The organism is Paenibacillus riograndensis SBR5 (assembly GCF_000981585.1).
Taxonomy (GTDB): domain Bacteria; phylum Bacillota; class Bacilli; order Paenibacillales; family Paenibacillaceae; genus Paenibacillus_AQ; species Paenibacillus_AQ riograndensis.
The window spans coordinates 5779092-5794647 of record NZ_LN831776.1; the positions used below are offsets into that span (position 1 = coordinate 5779092).

Here is a 15556-nt window from a genome sequence, read left to right on the forward strand (position 1 = left end):
AAAACGTTTGCAATATTTATCCCGGCATGCTAGGATAATGACATTTTAAAGTAGTTCCAGAGAATAATCATTGCATATCCCGCAGTATTTATTGCGCGAATTGACCTGGAGGTACCAGATGAACGAGCCTTTTGAACTTCGTTATGATCCCATCAACAAAGACTTTCTCTACCTGCACCGGACTACTACTTATAACATGGGAACTTTTTATCACCGGCATGAAGCATACGAGCTATACTTGTTATTGCGCGGCAACGTCAACTTTTACATTGAAAACAGCTGCTACCATTTAGAACGCGGTGATTTGCTTGTGATCAATCCTGAGGAAATGCACCGTTCCTTCAGCCTGGATGAATCCCAGTATGAGCGGATTACTATTAACCTCCAGAAATCCTATCTGCACCGCCTCTCTACTCCGGCCACGCAGCTATCCGGGTGCTTTGACTACCGCCCGAAGGGGAAAGGCAACATCGTACACCTGGAAGAATCCCAGCTGCAGCAATTTCTCAGGCTCACAGGCACACTGGAGGAGGCCCTCTCATCGGATGCATATGGATCAGACATTATAGCCAACAGCGCTATCGCTCAATTATTAGTTCTGACCAACACTATTTTTCACAATGCGAGCTTTATTCCTGCTGATATCATGCCGGAACTGGTCCGTAAAACTATGGATTATATTGAAGCCCATCTCGGGCAGAACATCACGCTTGAACAGCTTGCCGGAATCTTTCATTTGAACAGCACTTATATTAGCCGCCAGTTCAAAAAACACACGGGCTTAACACTCCGTTCCTATATATTGGATCGCCGGGTTTCCTTGGCCAAGTCCTATCTCAGTGAAGGCCTGAGTATTACCGAGGCCTGTTATCAATCCGGCTTCAGCGACTATGCCAATTTTATCCGCAGTTTTACCAGGATCGCCGGAATTTCACCTGGCAGATTCGTAAAAAAACTTTGATAGAACATTGAAGTCATGAGGTTATAGAACCTAAGTAGAAAAGGGTTGCGTTTTATTATTTTCTTTACTTAACGAGGATCGAGGCGTATAATCCGTTCAGTCACCGGAGTGAGAAGAGGAGAATCGAAAATGAACAACGGATTGCTTAACGCTATTATCGCGTATATTATGTGGGGGGTTCTCCCGCTGTATTGGAAGTTGTTTGATAATGTGCCAGCAGGCGAGATTCTGTCGCATCGGGTTGTCTGGTCGTTCGTCTTCATGGGTATTCTTATCACTATCCAGCGCCGCTGGGGCGACATGAAACGAATTGCGGCTAACCGCACACACCTGCAGTCGCTCGCAGCCAGCGGGCTGCTGATCGCCGTGAATTGGCTAATTTTCATCTGGGCAGTCAACAACGGGCATGTAGTCGAGACAAGCCTCGGCTATTATTTGAATCCGTTGCTGAATGTGTTATTAGCTGTCGTCTTTCTTCATGAGAAGCCAAACCGTGGCCAATGGATCGCGATTGCTATCGCAGGTGCCGCGGTGCTCATCATTGCAATAGACTACGGGCGTTTCCCATGGATCGCGATCTCATTGGCCTCATCGTTTGGCTTGTATGGCCTTGCAAAGAAGAAGACTGTACAAGTCGCTTCTGTAGGTTTGCTGTCGGAGACGGCTGTAGTCCTGCCCATCGCGCTCGGCTACTGGATCTATTTAGCGGCCGCAGGACAGTCGACGGCATGGACGCTGCCTCCATCTTTTTTCGTTGAGCTGCTTCTCTCCGGCGTGGTAACGGCTCTGCCGCTGCTGTTTTTTGCACGGGCGGCTGCCCGGATGTCGCTATCCACGCTCGGATTCGTACAATACATCGGACCGACAATCATGCTGTTACTGAGCGTGTTTGTGTTTAAGGAAACAGTTTCGCCGGTTCTGCTCGTCGGCTTCGCGCTCATCTGGACAGCGCTCGTCGTATACGCCGTGTCATCGGTTCGCGGCACAAAACTCGCGAAGGCGAGCTAAAGGATAAAGTGTATACAATTGGTTAAGCTCCCTCGGAATAATTCAGTAGGTTCATGCAGAGCTGCCCAAATCATGACGTGAACCTGTTTGACCATACGGAGAAGGAGAACATTTTGTTCTCTGAAGTTCCGGCTAAAATCAAAAACGCGCCTGAACCATTGTGGTTTTGCGCGTTTTGCCGGAACGAAATACGGTGTCAGGACGGAATGTTCATAGCGGTCTGAATGTTTTTCAGATCGAGCTGAATTTGCTCTGGAATATGGTAGGGATGGTAAAGGCCCCGCTGCATGATGTAGATTGTTATCTTTTCATGGGAGTCTATGGCTTCGTCGAGCTGTTTCATCAAGATTTGCTTGATTTCTGGGGTAGCACATTCGGTCACGGCCATGGCGTAGTTTCTCACTCCGCTCTTTGCATTCATCAAAAAATCCATGGCGATCACATCGTCAGTCAACGTATGAAGCCCTGTCATGTGTTCTAAGATTGGGTTCATGTATTCATCTCCTATTGGGTCACTTTAGACAGCACTCCACTGAGCTCCTGAAGCTGCTGCTGTGATAATTGCACGTCTTGCTGCAAAATTCGCATGAGCTCCGGGTCGGTCACCAGAGCTTGCATGGTTTTGGATTTGGTCATACAAACGGTCTTGAACGCAGCTATTTCATGAACCTCCAGCATCTCATGCAAAGCATAATTGGAATTCATTTGGATCGTCCTCCCATGTATCTATCCATATTCAAGGCTTTAAGATGACTTTGATGCAATCGTCCATTTTCGTATCGAACACTTCATAGCCGCGTTTGGCCTCGCTAAGCGGAATGACGTGCGTAACAATGTCCCCAGGGTCCACTTTGCCTGAAGTAACCAACTCGTACATATACGGCATGTAGTGAATGACCGGAGCTTGTCCGGAACGGATATTCACGTTGCGCTGCATGATGTCACCCAGCGGGAATCCGTTATAGCGTCCACCGTAAACCCCAGTGACTTGGATGGTCCCGCCTTTACGGACAGCCTGAGATGCAATGATAAATGCACTCATGGTGCCGCCTTGCAGTTTCATACCGCTGGCTAGAAATTCGAGATCGCTCATCTTGCCGTCCATTCCTACCGCATCAATCACGACATCAGCGCCGCCTTTGGTCATTTCCTTGAGATTGTTGCCGATATTCTTATCCTGTTTGAAGTTTACAATTTCCACATTGTTCGTTCGCTTCGCATGCTGCAAGCGGTAATCGACATAGTCAACAGCGATGACCCGCTTTGCCCCCTTCAGCCAGCAGAATTTCTGGGCCAGAAGTCCGACCGGACCACAGCCGAGCACGATGACCGTATCCCCATTCTTTACGCCAGCGTTATCTACGCTCCAGAATGCTGTCGTCATGGCATCTGCGATCAAGCTTAGCTTCTCGTCCGGTTGTTCGCAGTTTTCAGGGATTTTGAAGTGGGTAAAATTTGCAAACGGAACCCGTAAATACTCAGCTTGCCCGCCAGGGTATCCGCCGGTCGTTCCGGAGTAGCCAAAATATGCGCCCATATCCCCGTGTTCGTTTGAGTTGTCACATTGGCTTTCAAGCTGATTTTTGCAAAAAAAGCATTCTCCGCATGCGATGTTGAACGGGATGATCACACGATCGCCTTTCTTTACCTTTGTCACGCCGGGGCCTACCTCTTCTACGATCCCCATCGGCTCATGCCCGATGACATAGTTCTCCTGAAGGTTAGGGATCATCCCGTGAATAAGGTGAAGGTCTGAACCGCAAATGGCGGTACTGGTGATCTTTACGATCATATCGTCAGGTTTCTCAATCTTCGGATCCGGCACTTCTTTGACCACGACATTTTTAATCCCTTGATACGTTACCGCCTTCATGCTTTATGTCCTCCAATATGTCCATCTGGGGTCCTGTCAAACATCCCTTTACGTGACGTATCATCCGGGAACAAATTCATCTGCCCGATCATCACTGTGTTTTTTGCTGAAAGCTGGTCGAGTTGGTACTGTTCATTAAGCTCATAAGGATGGAACCATTTTTTACGCATCATGAGCTCTGTGATTTCTTGGTGCATTGCAATCCCTTGTTTAAGATGATTGTGCAGCAGCGCTCTAACATCCGGGGAGGCCGTTTCCGTCAGGGCGATGGATAAATTACGCACACCTTCTTTGGCACGGAGAAGGAAGTCCGTTGCAAAAGTCATATCTGCCATTTCCGGCATATTTAATGAATTAATCGGGTCTAAATAATCGGCGTTCATGGGCGTTCCCCTTTAATGAGTTATAGGTGTCGGGCTATTCGGAACAGGCGCTTGGAAAGGAGCTCTTGCATAGATGGTTTGCAGCTCGGCGATCTGTTGTGTGGATTGAATTACGTCTTTCTGCATTAATGCTTTTAGCTCTTGGTCAAAGACCAAGCCTTGCATAAGTTTTGACTTAGCGAGGCAGAGCGTTTTAAAGTTTAACGCTTCATGCAGTTCCATTGATTCGTGCGGCGCTAGTGTCGGCGTATTCATGAAGATATTCTCACCTCCTTTTTTCATCAACTTTTTCCTTTTTTTCATCAGCGTTATATTTTCCAGCGTTATCCGATCTTATACTAAAATAGATTGCCGGAAATCAGGGACCAGTATATTCCCACGCAGTCCCAGGAATATAAATAAAATGTAAAACACATACTTATTTCTGTTTAAAATAATGATCTTTGCTCAAGGGAGGAGGGCTAGCTTTGGCCAATGAAAAGAAAATTAATCTAGCTACTGAAAATGCAAAAAAACCGGCAGAAGATTCACTTAACTCGAGCGGCAATACGCTGGAGCAACATGCATCTAACGCGGTTTCTCAGGTAAAAACGGCTTTAAATCAGGCGATAAGCTCGATAAGTGAATCTAATTCGGCAACAAATTCACGGGCATTGGAGACGGCCCGGCAACACATAACCCAAGCTGAGGAATTTATAGATCAAGCACAAACTTCAGCAAACGCATTACGTCTGCCAGACCAACAATAAAACGGTCTTGATGCAGATAGGCGGAGATGTCCTTCTTATTCGGGTAAACAAGGAGATTCACCGTAGAAGGCTTCGGCTTATGTCGAAGCTTTTTGTTTTATTCCGGCATTAGGAAAAGCCTTCAACATACTATGAATACTCCCGCCACTTACCGATGCTACCGCTTCGGCTGAAGTGGGGGTTTCTGATGTCTCAACCTGAATTATTTCAGGATACTTAACACCAGGGGAGTTGACACGTTGACGGACTGGTTACCGTCCAACTCCTCTATCCCATCCGTACTCTTGGCAACTACGTTTGGGAATACTTTGCGCATAATGTTGGCAGCGCCGTTTACATCGGCATGGATGAACCCTTTATTACTTCGATACAGCCCGCGATGAATTCGCTTGCCGGAAAACGTCCATGTCCCCTCTTCGCCATAACGCGGCAAGGGATCGTGATCCAGAAAGCTGGCTTTCGACGTGTATGCTTCTTCCGTCAGTATGACCGCTATTCCCTGTTCAGCCGCCTTATACTGGATCATGCGGATCAGCATCTGGTGTGGGATGTGGCAGAACGACTGATTGTTTCGCCGTCCGATCGCCGATGATTGCTTCCATCTATCGTTATGTCCGATGACGATCGTGCCGATGCGTTTTTCCACGGCCAACCTAACCAGGCGATGACTGGCTTTGTGAAACAAGTCTTTGATCCGGAGGTAGCGTTTCCGATGCAGACGTTCCATCCGTTTGGAGGTGTGTAACCCTTCTCTCGGTTCCTTGCCTTGACGAAGAATTCCGGTATAGTGCGCTTTCATCTTGTTGTAATACTGGTTGATCGCTTTGACGATCTTGCCCTTCACGATCATCGGCTTCGAACCCGTTGTCGTGACGATGGTTGCAAGATTGTCTACACCCAAATCAATGGCCATAAGGTAATCAGAACGATTCACGTCCACAAGTAAATCAGAAGGTTTGACGTCTAGCACGTTTTCTTGCGCGGCTTCCTTCTCTTCCATTGGACAAGCGAAGATCAATTCGACGACATAGTGTCCATGGCTGGGCACTACACGTACCTGTTTCAGTTGTCCGTGGGCACGGCCCAGCTTGCCGATGTTAAGCTGTAGCCTGGTCTTGGGAAGCTTAAGAAACTTCCGTTCTTTGATCACGCAATCCTGATTGGAGAACACCACTTCTTTCACCGGACTGCGAGCGTAACCCGGTATATTCGGTTTGCCGGTGTACTTCTCCGGATGTTTACGATAATCCTTCATACTCGTGAAGAAGCCGTTCCAGTTTTGAAACACCACCTTCATGATGCTTTGACTGCTCTGCGTAGGAAGTGCGCGATAATCGGGTTGATCCATCACTTTGAACAACGCGTCCAGAAAGGGGTAGGACACAAAGGGATTCTCCTGTGAAGGCAGCTCGAACAGGCGGGAACGATTTTGAAAGCTCCGTCTTTCATTCATTGCTTCGAGCCTTGTTTCCAGTGTGTTCATCACTTGTTGTTGCAATGGCTGAAGGGGCTCATTTCGTCCAAAAGAAGTAAACACTTGCCGGATGTAAAAGTTGGTCGTATTGTACAGATTTCTGGCGTTCTGACACGCTTCATTTAGATACGTAAACAACCGATGGCCCGGTTTGATCCATACTTGATGGGTCCTGTACATCATCGTTGAATCCGACATGACTTCACCTCCTTCCAATCACGCAATGCGAATGTATGTTCCATTTTTATTATACCGCTAATAAAGATGGAAGGAAAGAACATCTTGCGGGCAAGTTCAGGAGGTCGCCGATTGACCTCACCGCTTGCAGAAGCGGGAGTCCTCTCGGCGAGTGCTGATAGATAATATCATTCAAATATGTTGGGGAGGTTATCATAAAACCTATGTTAGTGTAATTGCTGATGGAAGGGGGACCTTGTGGGTTCTGGATACGGCTGCACCAAATTTTTCAGAGCCTATCTTCTGATGGAATGATAACGGATGCACAAGGAAATGTTGATGCTGGAGACTATGAAAACAACAGTATTCGGAAGATTTTGCCGAATGGAATACTGGAGACCATTGCACATGATCCAAGAATTTTATGGCCGGATACTTTTTCTATTGGTCTGGATCAAACTTTGTATAAAATTGATGAATTACCTGCTCCTACCTTTTGATAGATATATCCCACCTTAGAAAGTTGACTCTATTTGCGCAGAAAATGCATATTTAGCACAGTCTATCATCCTTCTTTTTTTAAAACGCAAGCCTCCCGGAGTAGAAGGCTTGCGTCAGTGTCTAGTTTTTTATCAGCTCTGTAGGGTTCATGCCGGTGATTTTTTTGAACAGTGTGCTGAAGTAGGGAATGTTCTTATAGCCGACCCGTTCGGCCACTTCATAGACCAGCATATTCCGCTCCATGAGCAGCTCGCGCGCTTTCTCGATCCGCACCCGGGTCAGGTAGTTATTGAAGGTTTCGCCGGTAATATTCTTGAAAATAATGGACAAATGGTTCCGCGAAATGAATACCTTATCCGAAAGCTCGGCAAGCGTCAGCTCTTCCGCATAGTGCTCATGAATGTAACTGGTCATGAAATCGACAACTTGTCTATGCTTGCTGCTGCCCTTCCATTGCCTGCTGCTGCAGATCCTGGTGATTTTATCCATCAGCCACCTTGCCAGCTGGTCCGGTACGATCAGGCTGCTGATCTCCTTGGCAATCTGGTCATTGGTGAACAGGTCATCCAGCACCAATCCGGATTCATATAACGAGTAGGTTATAATTCCCCACAGCTCGCTTCCAAGCATTTGCACGTATCCTTGGGAAAGTCCCTCCTGCTTGTTCATTTCCGTGATATAGTCCAGTACAAGCTGGTGGGCTTCGGCCTCCTGCGAGGCCTTCATCGCTGTCGCCAGCTTATACGAGAACTTGACCGGAAAGAGGGCGACATTTCCCGGCTCACTGCTGCTGTTCTCCCGGTACATGTACACTTCATGTGCGGAAGCGACCCGCAATGCTCTTTGATCCATTGCGCGGAACGCTTCCTCCGTGGAGTCGGAGAGCTTCGTCCATGTATCCTTCACTCCCCCGATCCCTATCCGTGTCACCAGCTTAAGATAGCCGCCGATACTTTCATTCAGCCTGATCCCCAGTTCCTCCAGCTTCCCCTCTAACTGTTCGGGATGCCCTGAACCCGGATGAATAATCAGTAACGCCCGGGTGCTGTGCAGCTCTGTGTATTCCATTTCCGGGAACAGCTTGCGCGCTACTTCACAAGCAATATTGCTGACCGCAAACCGGAACAGGTTCCAGTCGGAGACGGACAGACATCTGGCCCGTTCATCACGGATCAGCTCGATGCCGACTGTGACATGCTTGCGTTCCTGCCAGTAAAGGTATGACGGCGGAAGGCGTGTACTGTCTTTGTATGCATGGTCCAGAGTACCGACAGCTGCGGAGCGAACCCACTCTTTTTCCACAAAAGGCTCATACAGCGTTATTTTAAACTCAAGCTCCCACTGCCTGATCCGCTTCTCCTCTTCTTCCTCAAGCTCCTGTACGACATTGCTTAGAATCGATTTCAATGTCGGCAGACTGATCGGCTTGGAGACATAATCGGTCACATGGAACCTTAGCGCTGCCCTCGCATGCTCAAAATCCGAATAACCGCTCAAAATTATGATTTTGCCCTGGAAGCCTTCCTTCCTAAGCTGCTCCATCATATCCAGGCCGCTCATCACGGGCATATACAGGTCAGTGATCACAATGTCCGGTTGTGTACGGCGGATTACCTCCAGTCCGTCCTCTCCGTTCATAGCCTCCCCAACCCATTCAGCTCCCAGCTCATCCCAGGGAATCGCCCCTTTCATCCCCTTTAGAACTTGGCGCTCATCATCAATGATTGCGATTTTCCACATTACCCCTACCTCCTTAAACTCCGTAAGTACCGAAGCATGACAATATCTGCTCTACAGCAAGGAAGCGCTTACCGTACACCGTTTCGTATCTTATCTACAGCACTGCATCTGAATGATAAGGATCAGTCCTTCCTGGAAGGAGGTTCTGTCAGCAGCGGCAGCATAATTTCCACCCTTGTTCCGCCCTCTTCACGTTCTTTAAGCGTAATCCCGTAACTCTCCCCGAAATACCCGGCGACTCTCTCCCGCACATTGCGTATTCCATAGCCGCCTGTATGGCGTTGTTGGGAGTTGAGACCGGGCTGCTTCAGTCCGGCTCCGTTATCATCAATGACAATGTGCAGCGCATCATCAAGTCTCTCCATAACGATAGACACATAGCCGCTGCGCTGCTTGTTGAAGCCATGAACGATGGAATTCTCCACGAACGGCTGTAGTGTAAGCTTGGGAATGTATAACTCCTGAAGCTCAGGCGCTGCCTCAATCCTGTATTCAAGCCCTTCTCCCCAGCGCAGCTGCTGGATTTCCAGATAACACTCTATATGCAGCAGTTCATCTGCTATCGTGATAAAGCTGTTGCCGTTGGACAAGCCGATCCGGAACATACGTCCCATCAGCTCCAGAATACGGCTAAGCTCATCCTGCCCGGCCTCAATCGCCATCCAGTTAAGCTGATCCAGCATATTATATAGAAAATGCGGATTGATATTGGCCTGAAGCGCCTCAATTTCAGCTTTCCGCTGCTGTTCATAACGGCGTTCAAGCGAGAGATACAGCTCCTCAATCCGTTCATTCTGCTTGCGGTAGCCGGAGAATAAATAACCGAATTCATTCTCATAATCCACGGGAAGTTCCACATTATCGCCTCCAACAGAGTACATGCGCATCGCAGTTACAAGGTTTTTGATCGGCTTGGTAAACTGTTTGCTCAAAAAATGGGTCAGGAGCAATACCAGCAGCACTGCAGCAATACCGATCAGGCCGATCCACTCCGCCAGCTTCAGGCTGCTTGCCGTGATCTGCTTCCAGGAGGTGAATTCGATCAGGGTCCAGATGGAATTATCCATCCTGGAATAGACAAGCAGCGTATCGCGGGAGCCATCGGTGGCCGGGATATGGACATAACCCGATTTATTGCTTTTGAGATCAATCCACCGGGACCAGTCACTCTGGTCCATAGCATCGCCTATTTTCATAATCTGCTGTCCTTCGCTGTCCGCCATAATCCGGTTAGATCCGTCGGAGTTTCCGGTCAGCAGCTTCCGGATCTCGTTGGCCTTGATGTGGACGACCAGGACACCTAAATAGTCATTCTCACTTATGATTTTCCGGGAAAAGCTGAGCACCGGAACCTCACCTTGCGCGCTGGGAAAATTATATTCCCTGGACCAGCAAAAATCGCTTTTCTCCAGACACCCGGCCCCTACCTGCTTGTTAAGATCCGCAAGGTTCCGGAACTGGATATAGCTTTGCCGTTCACTCGGGATAGGGTTATCCATATACAGGTCAATCCCTTGAATCAGCGGAATCGCATAGGTCAAATTCGCGAGTGCGCTTTCAACACCTGCACGTCTGCGGTACCTCTCAAATTCATCCTGCCGGTTCAGGAGGAAATTCGTAAGCTCGCTGTCGCGGGAGCTGGACAGGGAAATCTGCTCAATCATGACCAGCTTGGTCGTAATTTCATTATTCAGCTCATCCAGCAGCTGCTGCTGGTAATGGGAGGTGGTCTGTACGAGCGCCTTGGATGAATTGCTGTAGCTTGTCCATGCGGTAACAACGATAAGGGCAATAAGGACGATGGCAAAGCTATGAAAGAACAGACGGTCGATTCTATACTTTTTAAAAGGATTGATCAATTGCTCTACCTTCCTTCATACTCCCGCTCAGACACAATAAACGGTAAAGCTGCGAAGGGTATTCGAAGCTTTACCGTTAACGGACCGATGTTTTTTTACATCTTATCCTTTAATTCCTGTGGTTGCAATCCCTTCAACGAAATACTTCTGAAGGAACATGAAGACGATGGTTGCCGGAAGTATAGATACCAGTGACATGGCAAGCAATTGGCCCCACTCCGCCGCAGATTGCGAGTCATTGATCATGCGCAGCGCGAGTCCGACCGTATACTTGTCCACGCTGTTGATGTACAGGAGATGGCCGAGGAAATCGTCCCAGTTCCACAGGAAGCAGAAGATCGTCACGGTAACGATTGCCGGAAAGGCAAGCGGCATAACGACTCTCCAAAAGATACCGAACCAGGAGCAGCCGTCAATTTTGGCCGATTCGTCAAGCTCTCTTGGAACGCCGCGGATAAATTGAATCAGCAGGAAGACGAAGAAGCTGCCGCCTGCCCCGGTAGCAAGCAAATGCGGAACAATAAACGGCAAGTACGTATTCACCCAGCCCAGTTGATGGAACAGCGCATATTGCGGGATGATCAGCACTTGTCCGGGCATCATCAGGGTCAGCATCAGGATGGAGAACCAGAAGTTCTTGAGCGGAAAGTCCAGTCTCGCAAAACCGAAGGCCACCAGGGTACAGGATAGCAGCGTTGCGACGATTACCGCGAATTCCAGTCCGAAGGTATTGAGATAGAAATCGGTAAACGTGTGTCCGGGAACCGATGTCCAGCCTTTGGTGAAGTTGCTCCATTGCGGGGCAGTCGGAAAAATCGACGGCGAACCCAGCTCAGTGCTGTGCTTCAGTGAAGCACCGACCCACCAGAGCACCGGATAAACCATAATGAGGCTGAAGAGAATCATGAACAGATGACGGAACGCCGGCTTCCATTTTAGAGTGGTCATTTACGTTTTTTCCCTCCAGTGTCTGTTTCATAGAATACCCAATACTTCGAGGTGTAAGAGATCAGAACCGTTGCAGCAATAATGGCGACCAGCATAATCCAGGCCAGTGCCGAAGCATAACCCAGCTCATAACGGCTGAATGCCCTTTCATACAAGTACATCGCATACACATAAGTAGAGTTCATCGGCCCGCCGTTCGTGATCACAAAGGCTGAAGTGAACATCTGGAAGGCGCCGATAACGGCCATAATCAGGTTGAAGTAAAGAATGGGTGAAAGCATCGGCAGTGTGATGCGGAAGAATTGCGTGATTTTGTTGGCCCCATCCACAGATGATGCCTCGTACAGGTCGTTTGGAATCTGCTTCAGACCCGCCAGAAAAATAACCATGGTGGAACCGAATTGCCAGACCGTCAGCAGGATCAGCGTGCTAAGCGCCGTATCGGGACTTGTAATCCAGCCCTTCCCTTCAAAGCCAAAGACGCCAATCAGTTTGTTAAAAATCCCGTCTACCCCAAAAATGTTGCGCCAGAGCAGCGATACCCCGATACTCCCTCCGATCAGCGACGGAAAATAAATTGCCGTGCGGTAAAAGCTTATTCCTTTTACGGCCCTGCTAAGAATTATAGCAACGAAGAGAGCGGCTATAAGCTTCAAGGGTACGGAAGCCAGCACATACATGAAGGTTACCTTGGCGGATTGGATGAATTTGGGGTCCGCTGTAAAAATACGCTCATAATTGCGGGTCCCGATCCACTTCATTGGCTGCAGCAAGGTGTAGTCTGTGAATGAATAGTACAGGGATAAGAATAACGGATACGCCGTAAGCGCCAGAAATCCGATCAGCCAAGGCGAAATAAACAAATAGCCTGCAAGCGGAGCGTTCCATCTGCTGCGAAAGTATGAGCTTTTTTTCGTCTTGGCAGCAGATTGGGCTATAGCGGCTGTGGAACGGTTCATCTGTGGTCACCTCTTGTGGTCAATTTTTATACTTTAAGTATATAATCCGCCCATCGCCCGCTAAAGGAGGGGAATGCTCGAATTCTTTCAAAATATAACGATAAAAAAACCAATATGTACTTTCTGATATGGAACTAAATCATCTTGGCGGATGAGTAAAGTCTTGGAGGTTACGAAGTCCGCATTTGTTGTACAATATGCAGGATTAGCGTCCATCTGTTGCGGTCAGACCCACATTGTTGTACCATCCGCAGGATTTTTGTCCATTTCGCGTGCTTAGGACGCAGATTGCTGTATAACGTACAAGATATTCAACCATCCGGCCTGCTTAAGACACACTTTGTTGTATTCCGTGCAAGATATTCGCGGGATACCCCCTCCCTAAGGGGAACCTAAGCTTCTTATTTATGCTATACTTCCAGGTTGTCCACATTTTTTTGGTATGGCGTAATTTCCTATACGACGATAAGCGGAGAAGGCTTTGCCGTCTTCCACGGGACAGTGCGGCCGTTTTGGAGCTAGCGTTACCTGGAGAACGACGCCCCCAGTACTACGGAAACTCTTTAAGTGGAAAAAGCCGTTACGGACAGGAAAGTCGTTATTGCAGCAAGATTCGTCTATTCCAGAGGTAAACGGACTGAGATGCCCTTATTTGTCCCTTTCCCCTTGATTCCAGGCTCCAGCGAACGATATAACGGCTCCTGAGTCCGTAACTGCTGAAAAAGTAAGATTTTTGGCAAAATAAGGGCTCCTCGGTCCGCTTCAGTCTGCGGATGGGAGCCCAATCCTTCAAAAAGAAGCGGTATTCACCGCCTCTTCATTCCAAAGCATTAATAGATGGTTCTTCCCCATTGATCGGCAATGCCGCTCTTCCGAAAAAAGTACGTATTGATTCGGTCCCGCCACTCTTTAGCATGCCCGGCCTGTTCTGCCAGGCGGTCCGCTACCTGCCGGTAGGCCTGTTCACCCACCTGGTCCTTCACCAGCTCCCAGGCCGCTGCCAGCTGGCTTGCCCGCTCCGCACCGGCAAAATGTGTATCATAAATGTGCTGAATCACGGTTTTGCCGGAATGGAGCACATGGGTATACGGGACATGGTGGAAAAAGAGCAGCAGCTCATCCGGACAGCTCTCAAGCGACTCGTACAGTTCCATGTTGATACGGGCATATTGGGAGGTATACCCGGTCCCGGTTGCTGTGGTACGGTCCACACCAATCCCATAACAGTCTGCAAAATGATAGGTACCCCACATTGAATATTCATATCCATCCACATTAGGGCCGTAGTGATGGTCAGGATTGACCATGAACCCGACGCCCAGCGGGGCTGTATACGATTCATAAATCTCCCAGGAGTTCATCAGGATGTCCAGTATGGTCTGAACCAGCAGCTCATGGGTGCCAAAGGTGAGCATAATCCATTCCAGAGCAATCTTCTCGGCAGACATCTCCGGATTCCAGGCCAGACGGCCGTAGCCGAACAGATTCGCCTGGGCCAGCAGATGGCCCGTCCAATTGGTGTCATTTCCAATATTGGAGACGGCGGCAAACCCGCTGTAGGCATTGCCGTGAACACTTCCATCCACAATGCGTTTGACCGTAGCTCCTTCACCTTGGAGATGGGTATCAAAGTTTAGAATTTCCTTCCACTGGGGGACCAGATAACACACATGGCGTTGCTGTCCGGTATACTCCTGGGCAATCTGAAATTCAATGACTTGATTGGTCTGCGGCATGGCTCCAAGCAGCGGCGAGACGGGTTCTCTAACCTGAAAATCAATCGGTCCATTCTTCACCTGCAGGATGACATTATCCATGAAACGTCCATCCAGCGGCTGGAAATGGTCATAGGCCGCCCGCGCCCGGTCCGTAGTTCGGTCGCGCCAGTCCTGCTTGCAGTTATACACGAAGCAGCGCCAGATGACGATCCCGCCATGCGGCTTCAGCGCTTCGGCCAGCATATTGGCGCCGTCGGCGTGATCTCTTCCATAGGTGAACGGCCCCGGCCGGTTCTCCGAATCGGCCTTGACCAGAAATCCTCCGAAATCAGGGATTACAGCATATAGTTCCGACGCTGCGGCCTTCCACCATTCCCGGACGTCTGAATCCAGCGGATCTGCCGATAGCAGGCCGCCGATCTCCATCGTGCTGGCATAATTGACGCTCAGGAACAGCTTGATTGCATAGGCGCGGAAGATCGCTGCCAACTTCGCCACATCCGGCAGGAATTCCGTTAACAGCCGGCTCTCCACCCGGTGGACATTCACGTTATTGATCGCGATGGCATTGATCCCGCAGGAGGCCAGCAGGCGGGCATAATCCTGGATACGCTGAAGATTGCCTGTGATCCGGTTAGCTTCATAAAAAATAGATTCCCCGGCGTATCCCCGCTCCACACTCCCATCCATATTGTCCCACTGGTTAATCATGCGCAGCTGATTGACGGGATTCTCCACTATATTTAAATGCTGTACAGAGCCGCCTGTTCCCATGATCCGCAGCAGGTGAAATACTCCATACAATATACCAGCGGATGTGACTGCTCCGATGGCAATATTGCCGGTAAGGCTGTCGGTTTGAATCGCATAGCCTTCCGCTTTGACCGCACTGCTTACCTCTTCATTGAACAGTTCATCTATACCGGTGCCGGTTCCAAAAGTTCCTATTATAATACCGGGATTATTCTCAGCATTACCTGATACGGACACCTTGGTGCCCGTGATCTCCTCCAGGCCTTGAGACAGCTCGTTCACGGCAGAACGAATAACAACATCCTCCTGCGCATCAACTACAATATGTTTGTACACCGCATATTGATCAACATTCGCCCCCGCCCTGTTCCGGCGGTACTGCTGCCAGGCCAGATACCCGTCTCCGGGGTGATACAACACAGAATTACTCATGATTAAATCCTCCTTATGCCA

14 protein-coding genes and 1 pseudogene are annotated in these 15556 nt (G+C 49.0%); 4 read left to right on the forward strand and 11 right to left on the reverse strand.

Translation table 11 applies throughout. The annotated features are described in order from the left end of the window. The first annotated feature begins 118 nt into the window (after positions 1-118). Both PRIO_RS24555 and rarD read left to right on the forward strand, forming a co-directional pair. Complete coding sequence (locus PRIO_RS24555) at positions 119-961, forward strand: AraC family transcriptional regulator (protein WP_046505128.1); 843 nt, start codon at positions 119-121, stop codon at positions 959-961. Between the two features lie 129 nt (positions 962-1090). Beyond that, the gene (gene rarD / locus PRIO_RS24560) at positions 1091-1969 is read left to right on the forward strand and encodes an EamA family transporter RarD (protein ID WP_020430133.1); all 879 of its coding nucleotides are present in this window, start codon (positions 1091-1093) and stop codon (positions 1967-1969) included. A gap of 196 nt (positions 1970-2165) precedes the next feature. Here rarD and PRIO_RS24565 read toward each other — a convergent pair whose 3' ends face one another. The 5 genes from PRIO_RS24565 to PRIO_RS24585 are packed head-to-tail and all read right to left on the reverse strand — an operon-like array spanning position 2166 to position 4480. Further along, positions 2166-2462 (reverse strand): spore coat protein, encoded by a 297-nt coding sequence (locus PRIO_RS24565; RefSeq protein WP_020430140.1) that lies wholly within the window; start codon positions 2460-2462, stop codon positions 2166-2168. Positions 2463-2473: 11 nt separating this feature from the next. Further along, positions 2474-2674: a hypothetical protein gene (locus tag PRIO_RS24570; RefSeq protein ID WP_020430142.1), complete on the reverse strand. Its 201-nt coding sequence runs from the start codon at positions 2672-2674 to the stop codon at positions 2474-2476. Between the two features lie 31 nt (positions 2675-2705). Continuing rightward, positions 2706-3842: a zinc-dependent alcohol dehydrogenase gene (locus PRIO_RS24575; protein ID WP_020430143.1), complete on the reverse strand. Its 1137-nt coding sequence runs from the start codon at positions 3840-3842 to the stop codon at positions 2706-2708. Beyond that, on the reverse strand, positions 3839-4225 hold the full coding sequence (locus PRIO_RS24580; RefSeq protein ID WP_020430144.1) for a spore coat protein: 387 nt from the start codon (positions 4223-4225) through the stop codon (positions 3839-3841). The genes PRIO_RS24575 and PRIO_RS24580 overlap by 4 nt, the downstream gene beginning before the upstream one ends. A gap of 12 nt (positions 4226-4237) precedes the next feature. Then, positions 4238-4480 carry a hypothetical protein gene (locus PRIO_RS24585; protein WP_039789735.1) on the reverse strand — a complete coding sequence of 81 codons (243 nt, stop codon included), beginning with the start codon at positions 4478-4480 and terminating at the stop codon, positions 4238-4240. A gap of 212 nt (positions 4481-4692) precedes the next feature. Between PRIO_RS24585 and PRIO_RS24590 the strand changes: the two genes are divergently transcribed. Further along, positions 4693-4974 (forward strand): hypothetical protein, encoded by a 282-nt coding sequence (locus tag PRIO_RS24590; RefSeq protein WP_020430146.1) that lies wholly within the window; start codon positions 4693-4695, stop codon positions 4972-4974. A 202-nt stretch (positions 4975-5176) separates the two neighbouring features. Here PRIO_RS24590 and PRIO_RS24595 read toward each other — a convergent pair whose 3' ends face one another. Beyond that, positions 5177-6646, reverse strand: a complete 1470-nt coding sequence (locus PRIO_RS24595; protein WP_046505132.1) for an RNA-guided endonuclease InsQ/TnpB family protein — start codon at positions 6644-6646, stop codon at positions 5177-5179. Positions 6647-6924: 278 nt separating this feature from the next. On the opposite strand from PRIO_RS24595, the pseudogene PRIO_RS24600 reads away from it, so the two are divergent. Beyond that, positions 6925-7125 (forward strand): annotated as a pseudogene (locus PRIO_RS24600) (L-dopachrome tautomerase-related protein); the annotation flags it as partial. Positions 7126-7246: 121 nt separating this feature from the next. Here the strand turns inward: PRIO_RS24600 and PRIO_RS24605 are convergent. From PRIO_RS24605 to PRIO_RS24625, 5 genes are all read right to left on the reverse strand, one after another. After that, complete coding sequence (locus PRIO_RS24605) at positions 7247-8866, reverse strand: response regulator transcription factor (protein ID WP_020428044.1); 1620 nt, start codon at positions 8864-8866, stop codon at positions 7247-7249. 122 nt (positions 8867-8988) lie between these two features. Next, entirely contained in the window at positions 8989-10725 is a 1737-nt protein-coding gene (locus PRIO_RS24610; protein ID WP_020428045.1) for a sensor histidine kinase, read from the reverse strand. A gap of 102 nt (positions 10726-10827) precedes the next feature. Then, positions 10828-11673 (reverse strand): carbohydrate ABC transporter permease, encoded by an 846-nt coding sequence (locus PRIO_RS24615; protein ID WP_020428046.1) that lies wholly within the window; start codon positions 11671-11673, stop codon positions 10828-10830. Continuing rightward, positions 11670-12632 carry a carbohydrate ABC transporter permease gene (locus PRIO_RS24620; RefSeq protein WP_039833200.1) on the reverse strand — a complete coding sequence of 321 codons (963 nt, stop codon included), beginning with the start codon at positions 12630-12632 and terminating at the stop codon, positions 11670-11672. The genes PRIO_RS24615 and PRIO_RS24620 overlap by 4 nt, the downstream gene beginning before the upstream one ends. Positions 12633-13462: 830 nt before the next feature. Beyond that, on the reverse strand, positions 13463-15535 hold the full coding sequence (locus PRIO_RS24625) for an alpha-glucuronidase family glycosyl hydrolase (protein ID WP_020428048.1): 2073 nt from the start codon (positions 15533-15535) through the stop codon (positions 13463-13465). Positions 15536-15556: the final 21 nt, after the last annotated feature.

What these genes read in the sequence shown, in the direction of transcription:
- PRIO_RS24555 (WP_046505128.1), top strand. Translation starts at nt 119, where the DNA reads ATGAACGAGCCTTTTGAACTTCGTTATGATCCCATCAACAAAGACTTT.
- rarD (WP_020430133.1), top strand. Translation starts at nt 1,091, where the DNA reads ATGAACAACGGATTGCTTAACGCTATTATCGCGTATATTATGTGGGGG.
- PRIO_RS24565 (WP_020430140.1), bottom strand. Translation starts at nt 2,462, where the DNA reads ATGAACCCAATCTTAGAACACATGACAGGGCTTCATACGTTGACTGAC.
- PRIO_RS24570 (WP_020430142.1), bottom strand. Translation starts at nt 2,674, where the DNA reads ATGAATTCCAATTATGCTTTGCATGAGATGCTGGAGGTTCATGAAATA.
- PRIO_RS24575 (WP_020430143.1), bottom strand. Translation starts at nt 3,842, where the DNA reads ATGAAGGCGGTAACGTATCAAGGGATTAAAAATGTCGTGGTCAAAGAA.
- PRIO_RS24580 (WP_020430144.1), bottom strand. Translation starts at nt 4,225, where the DNA reads ATGAACGCCGATTATTTAGACCCGATTAATTCATTAAATATGCCGGAA.
- PRIO_RS24585 (WP_039789735.1), bottom strand. Translation starts at nt 4,480, where the DNA reads ATGAATACGCCGACACTAGCGCCGCACGAATCAATGGAACTGCATGAA.
- PRIO_RS24595 (WP_046505132.1), bottom strand. Translation starts at nt 6,646, where the DNA reads ATGTCGGATTCAACGATGATGTACAGGACCCATCAAGTATGGATCAAA.
- PRIO_RS24605 (WP_020428044.1), bottom strand. Translation starts at nt 8,866, where the DNA reads ATGTGGAAAATCGCAATCATTGATGATGAGCGCCAAGTTCTAAAGGGG.
- PRIO_RS24615 (WP_020428046.1), bottom strand. Translation starts at nt 11,673, where the DNA reads ATGACCACTCTAAAATGGAAGCCGGCGTTCCGTCATCTGTTCATGATT.
- PRIO_RS24620 (WP_039833200.1), bottom strand. Translation starts at nt 12,632, where the DNA reads ATGAACCGTTCCACAGCCGCTATAGCCCAATCTGCTGCCAAGACGAAA.
- PRIO_RS24625 (WP_020428048.1), bottom strand. Translation starts at nt 15,535, where the DNA reads ATGAGTAATTCTGTGTTGTATCACCCCGGAGACGGGTATCTGGCCTGG.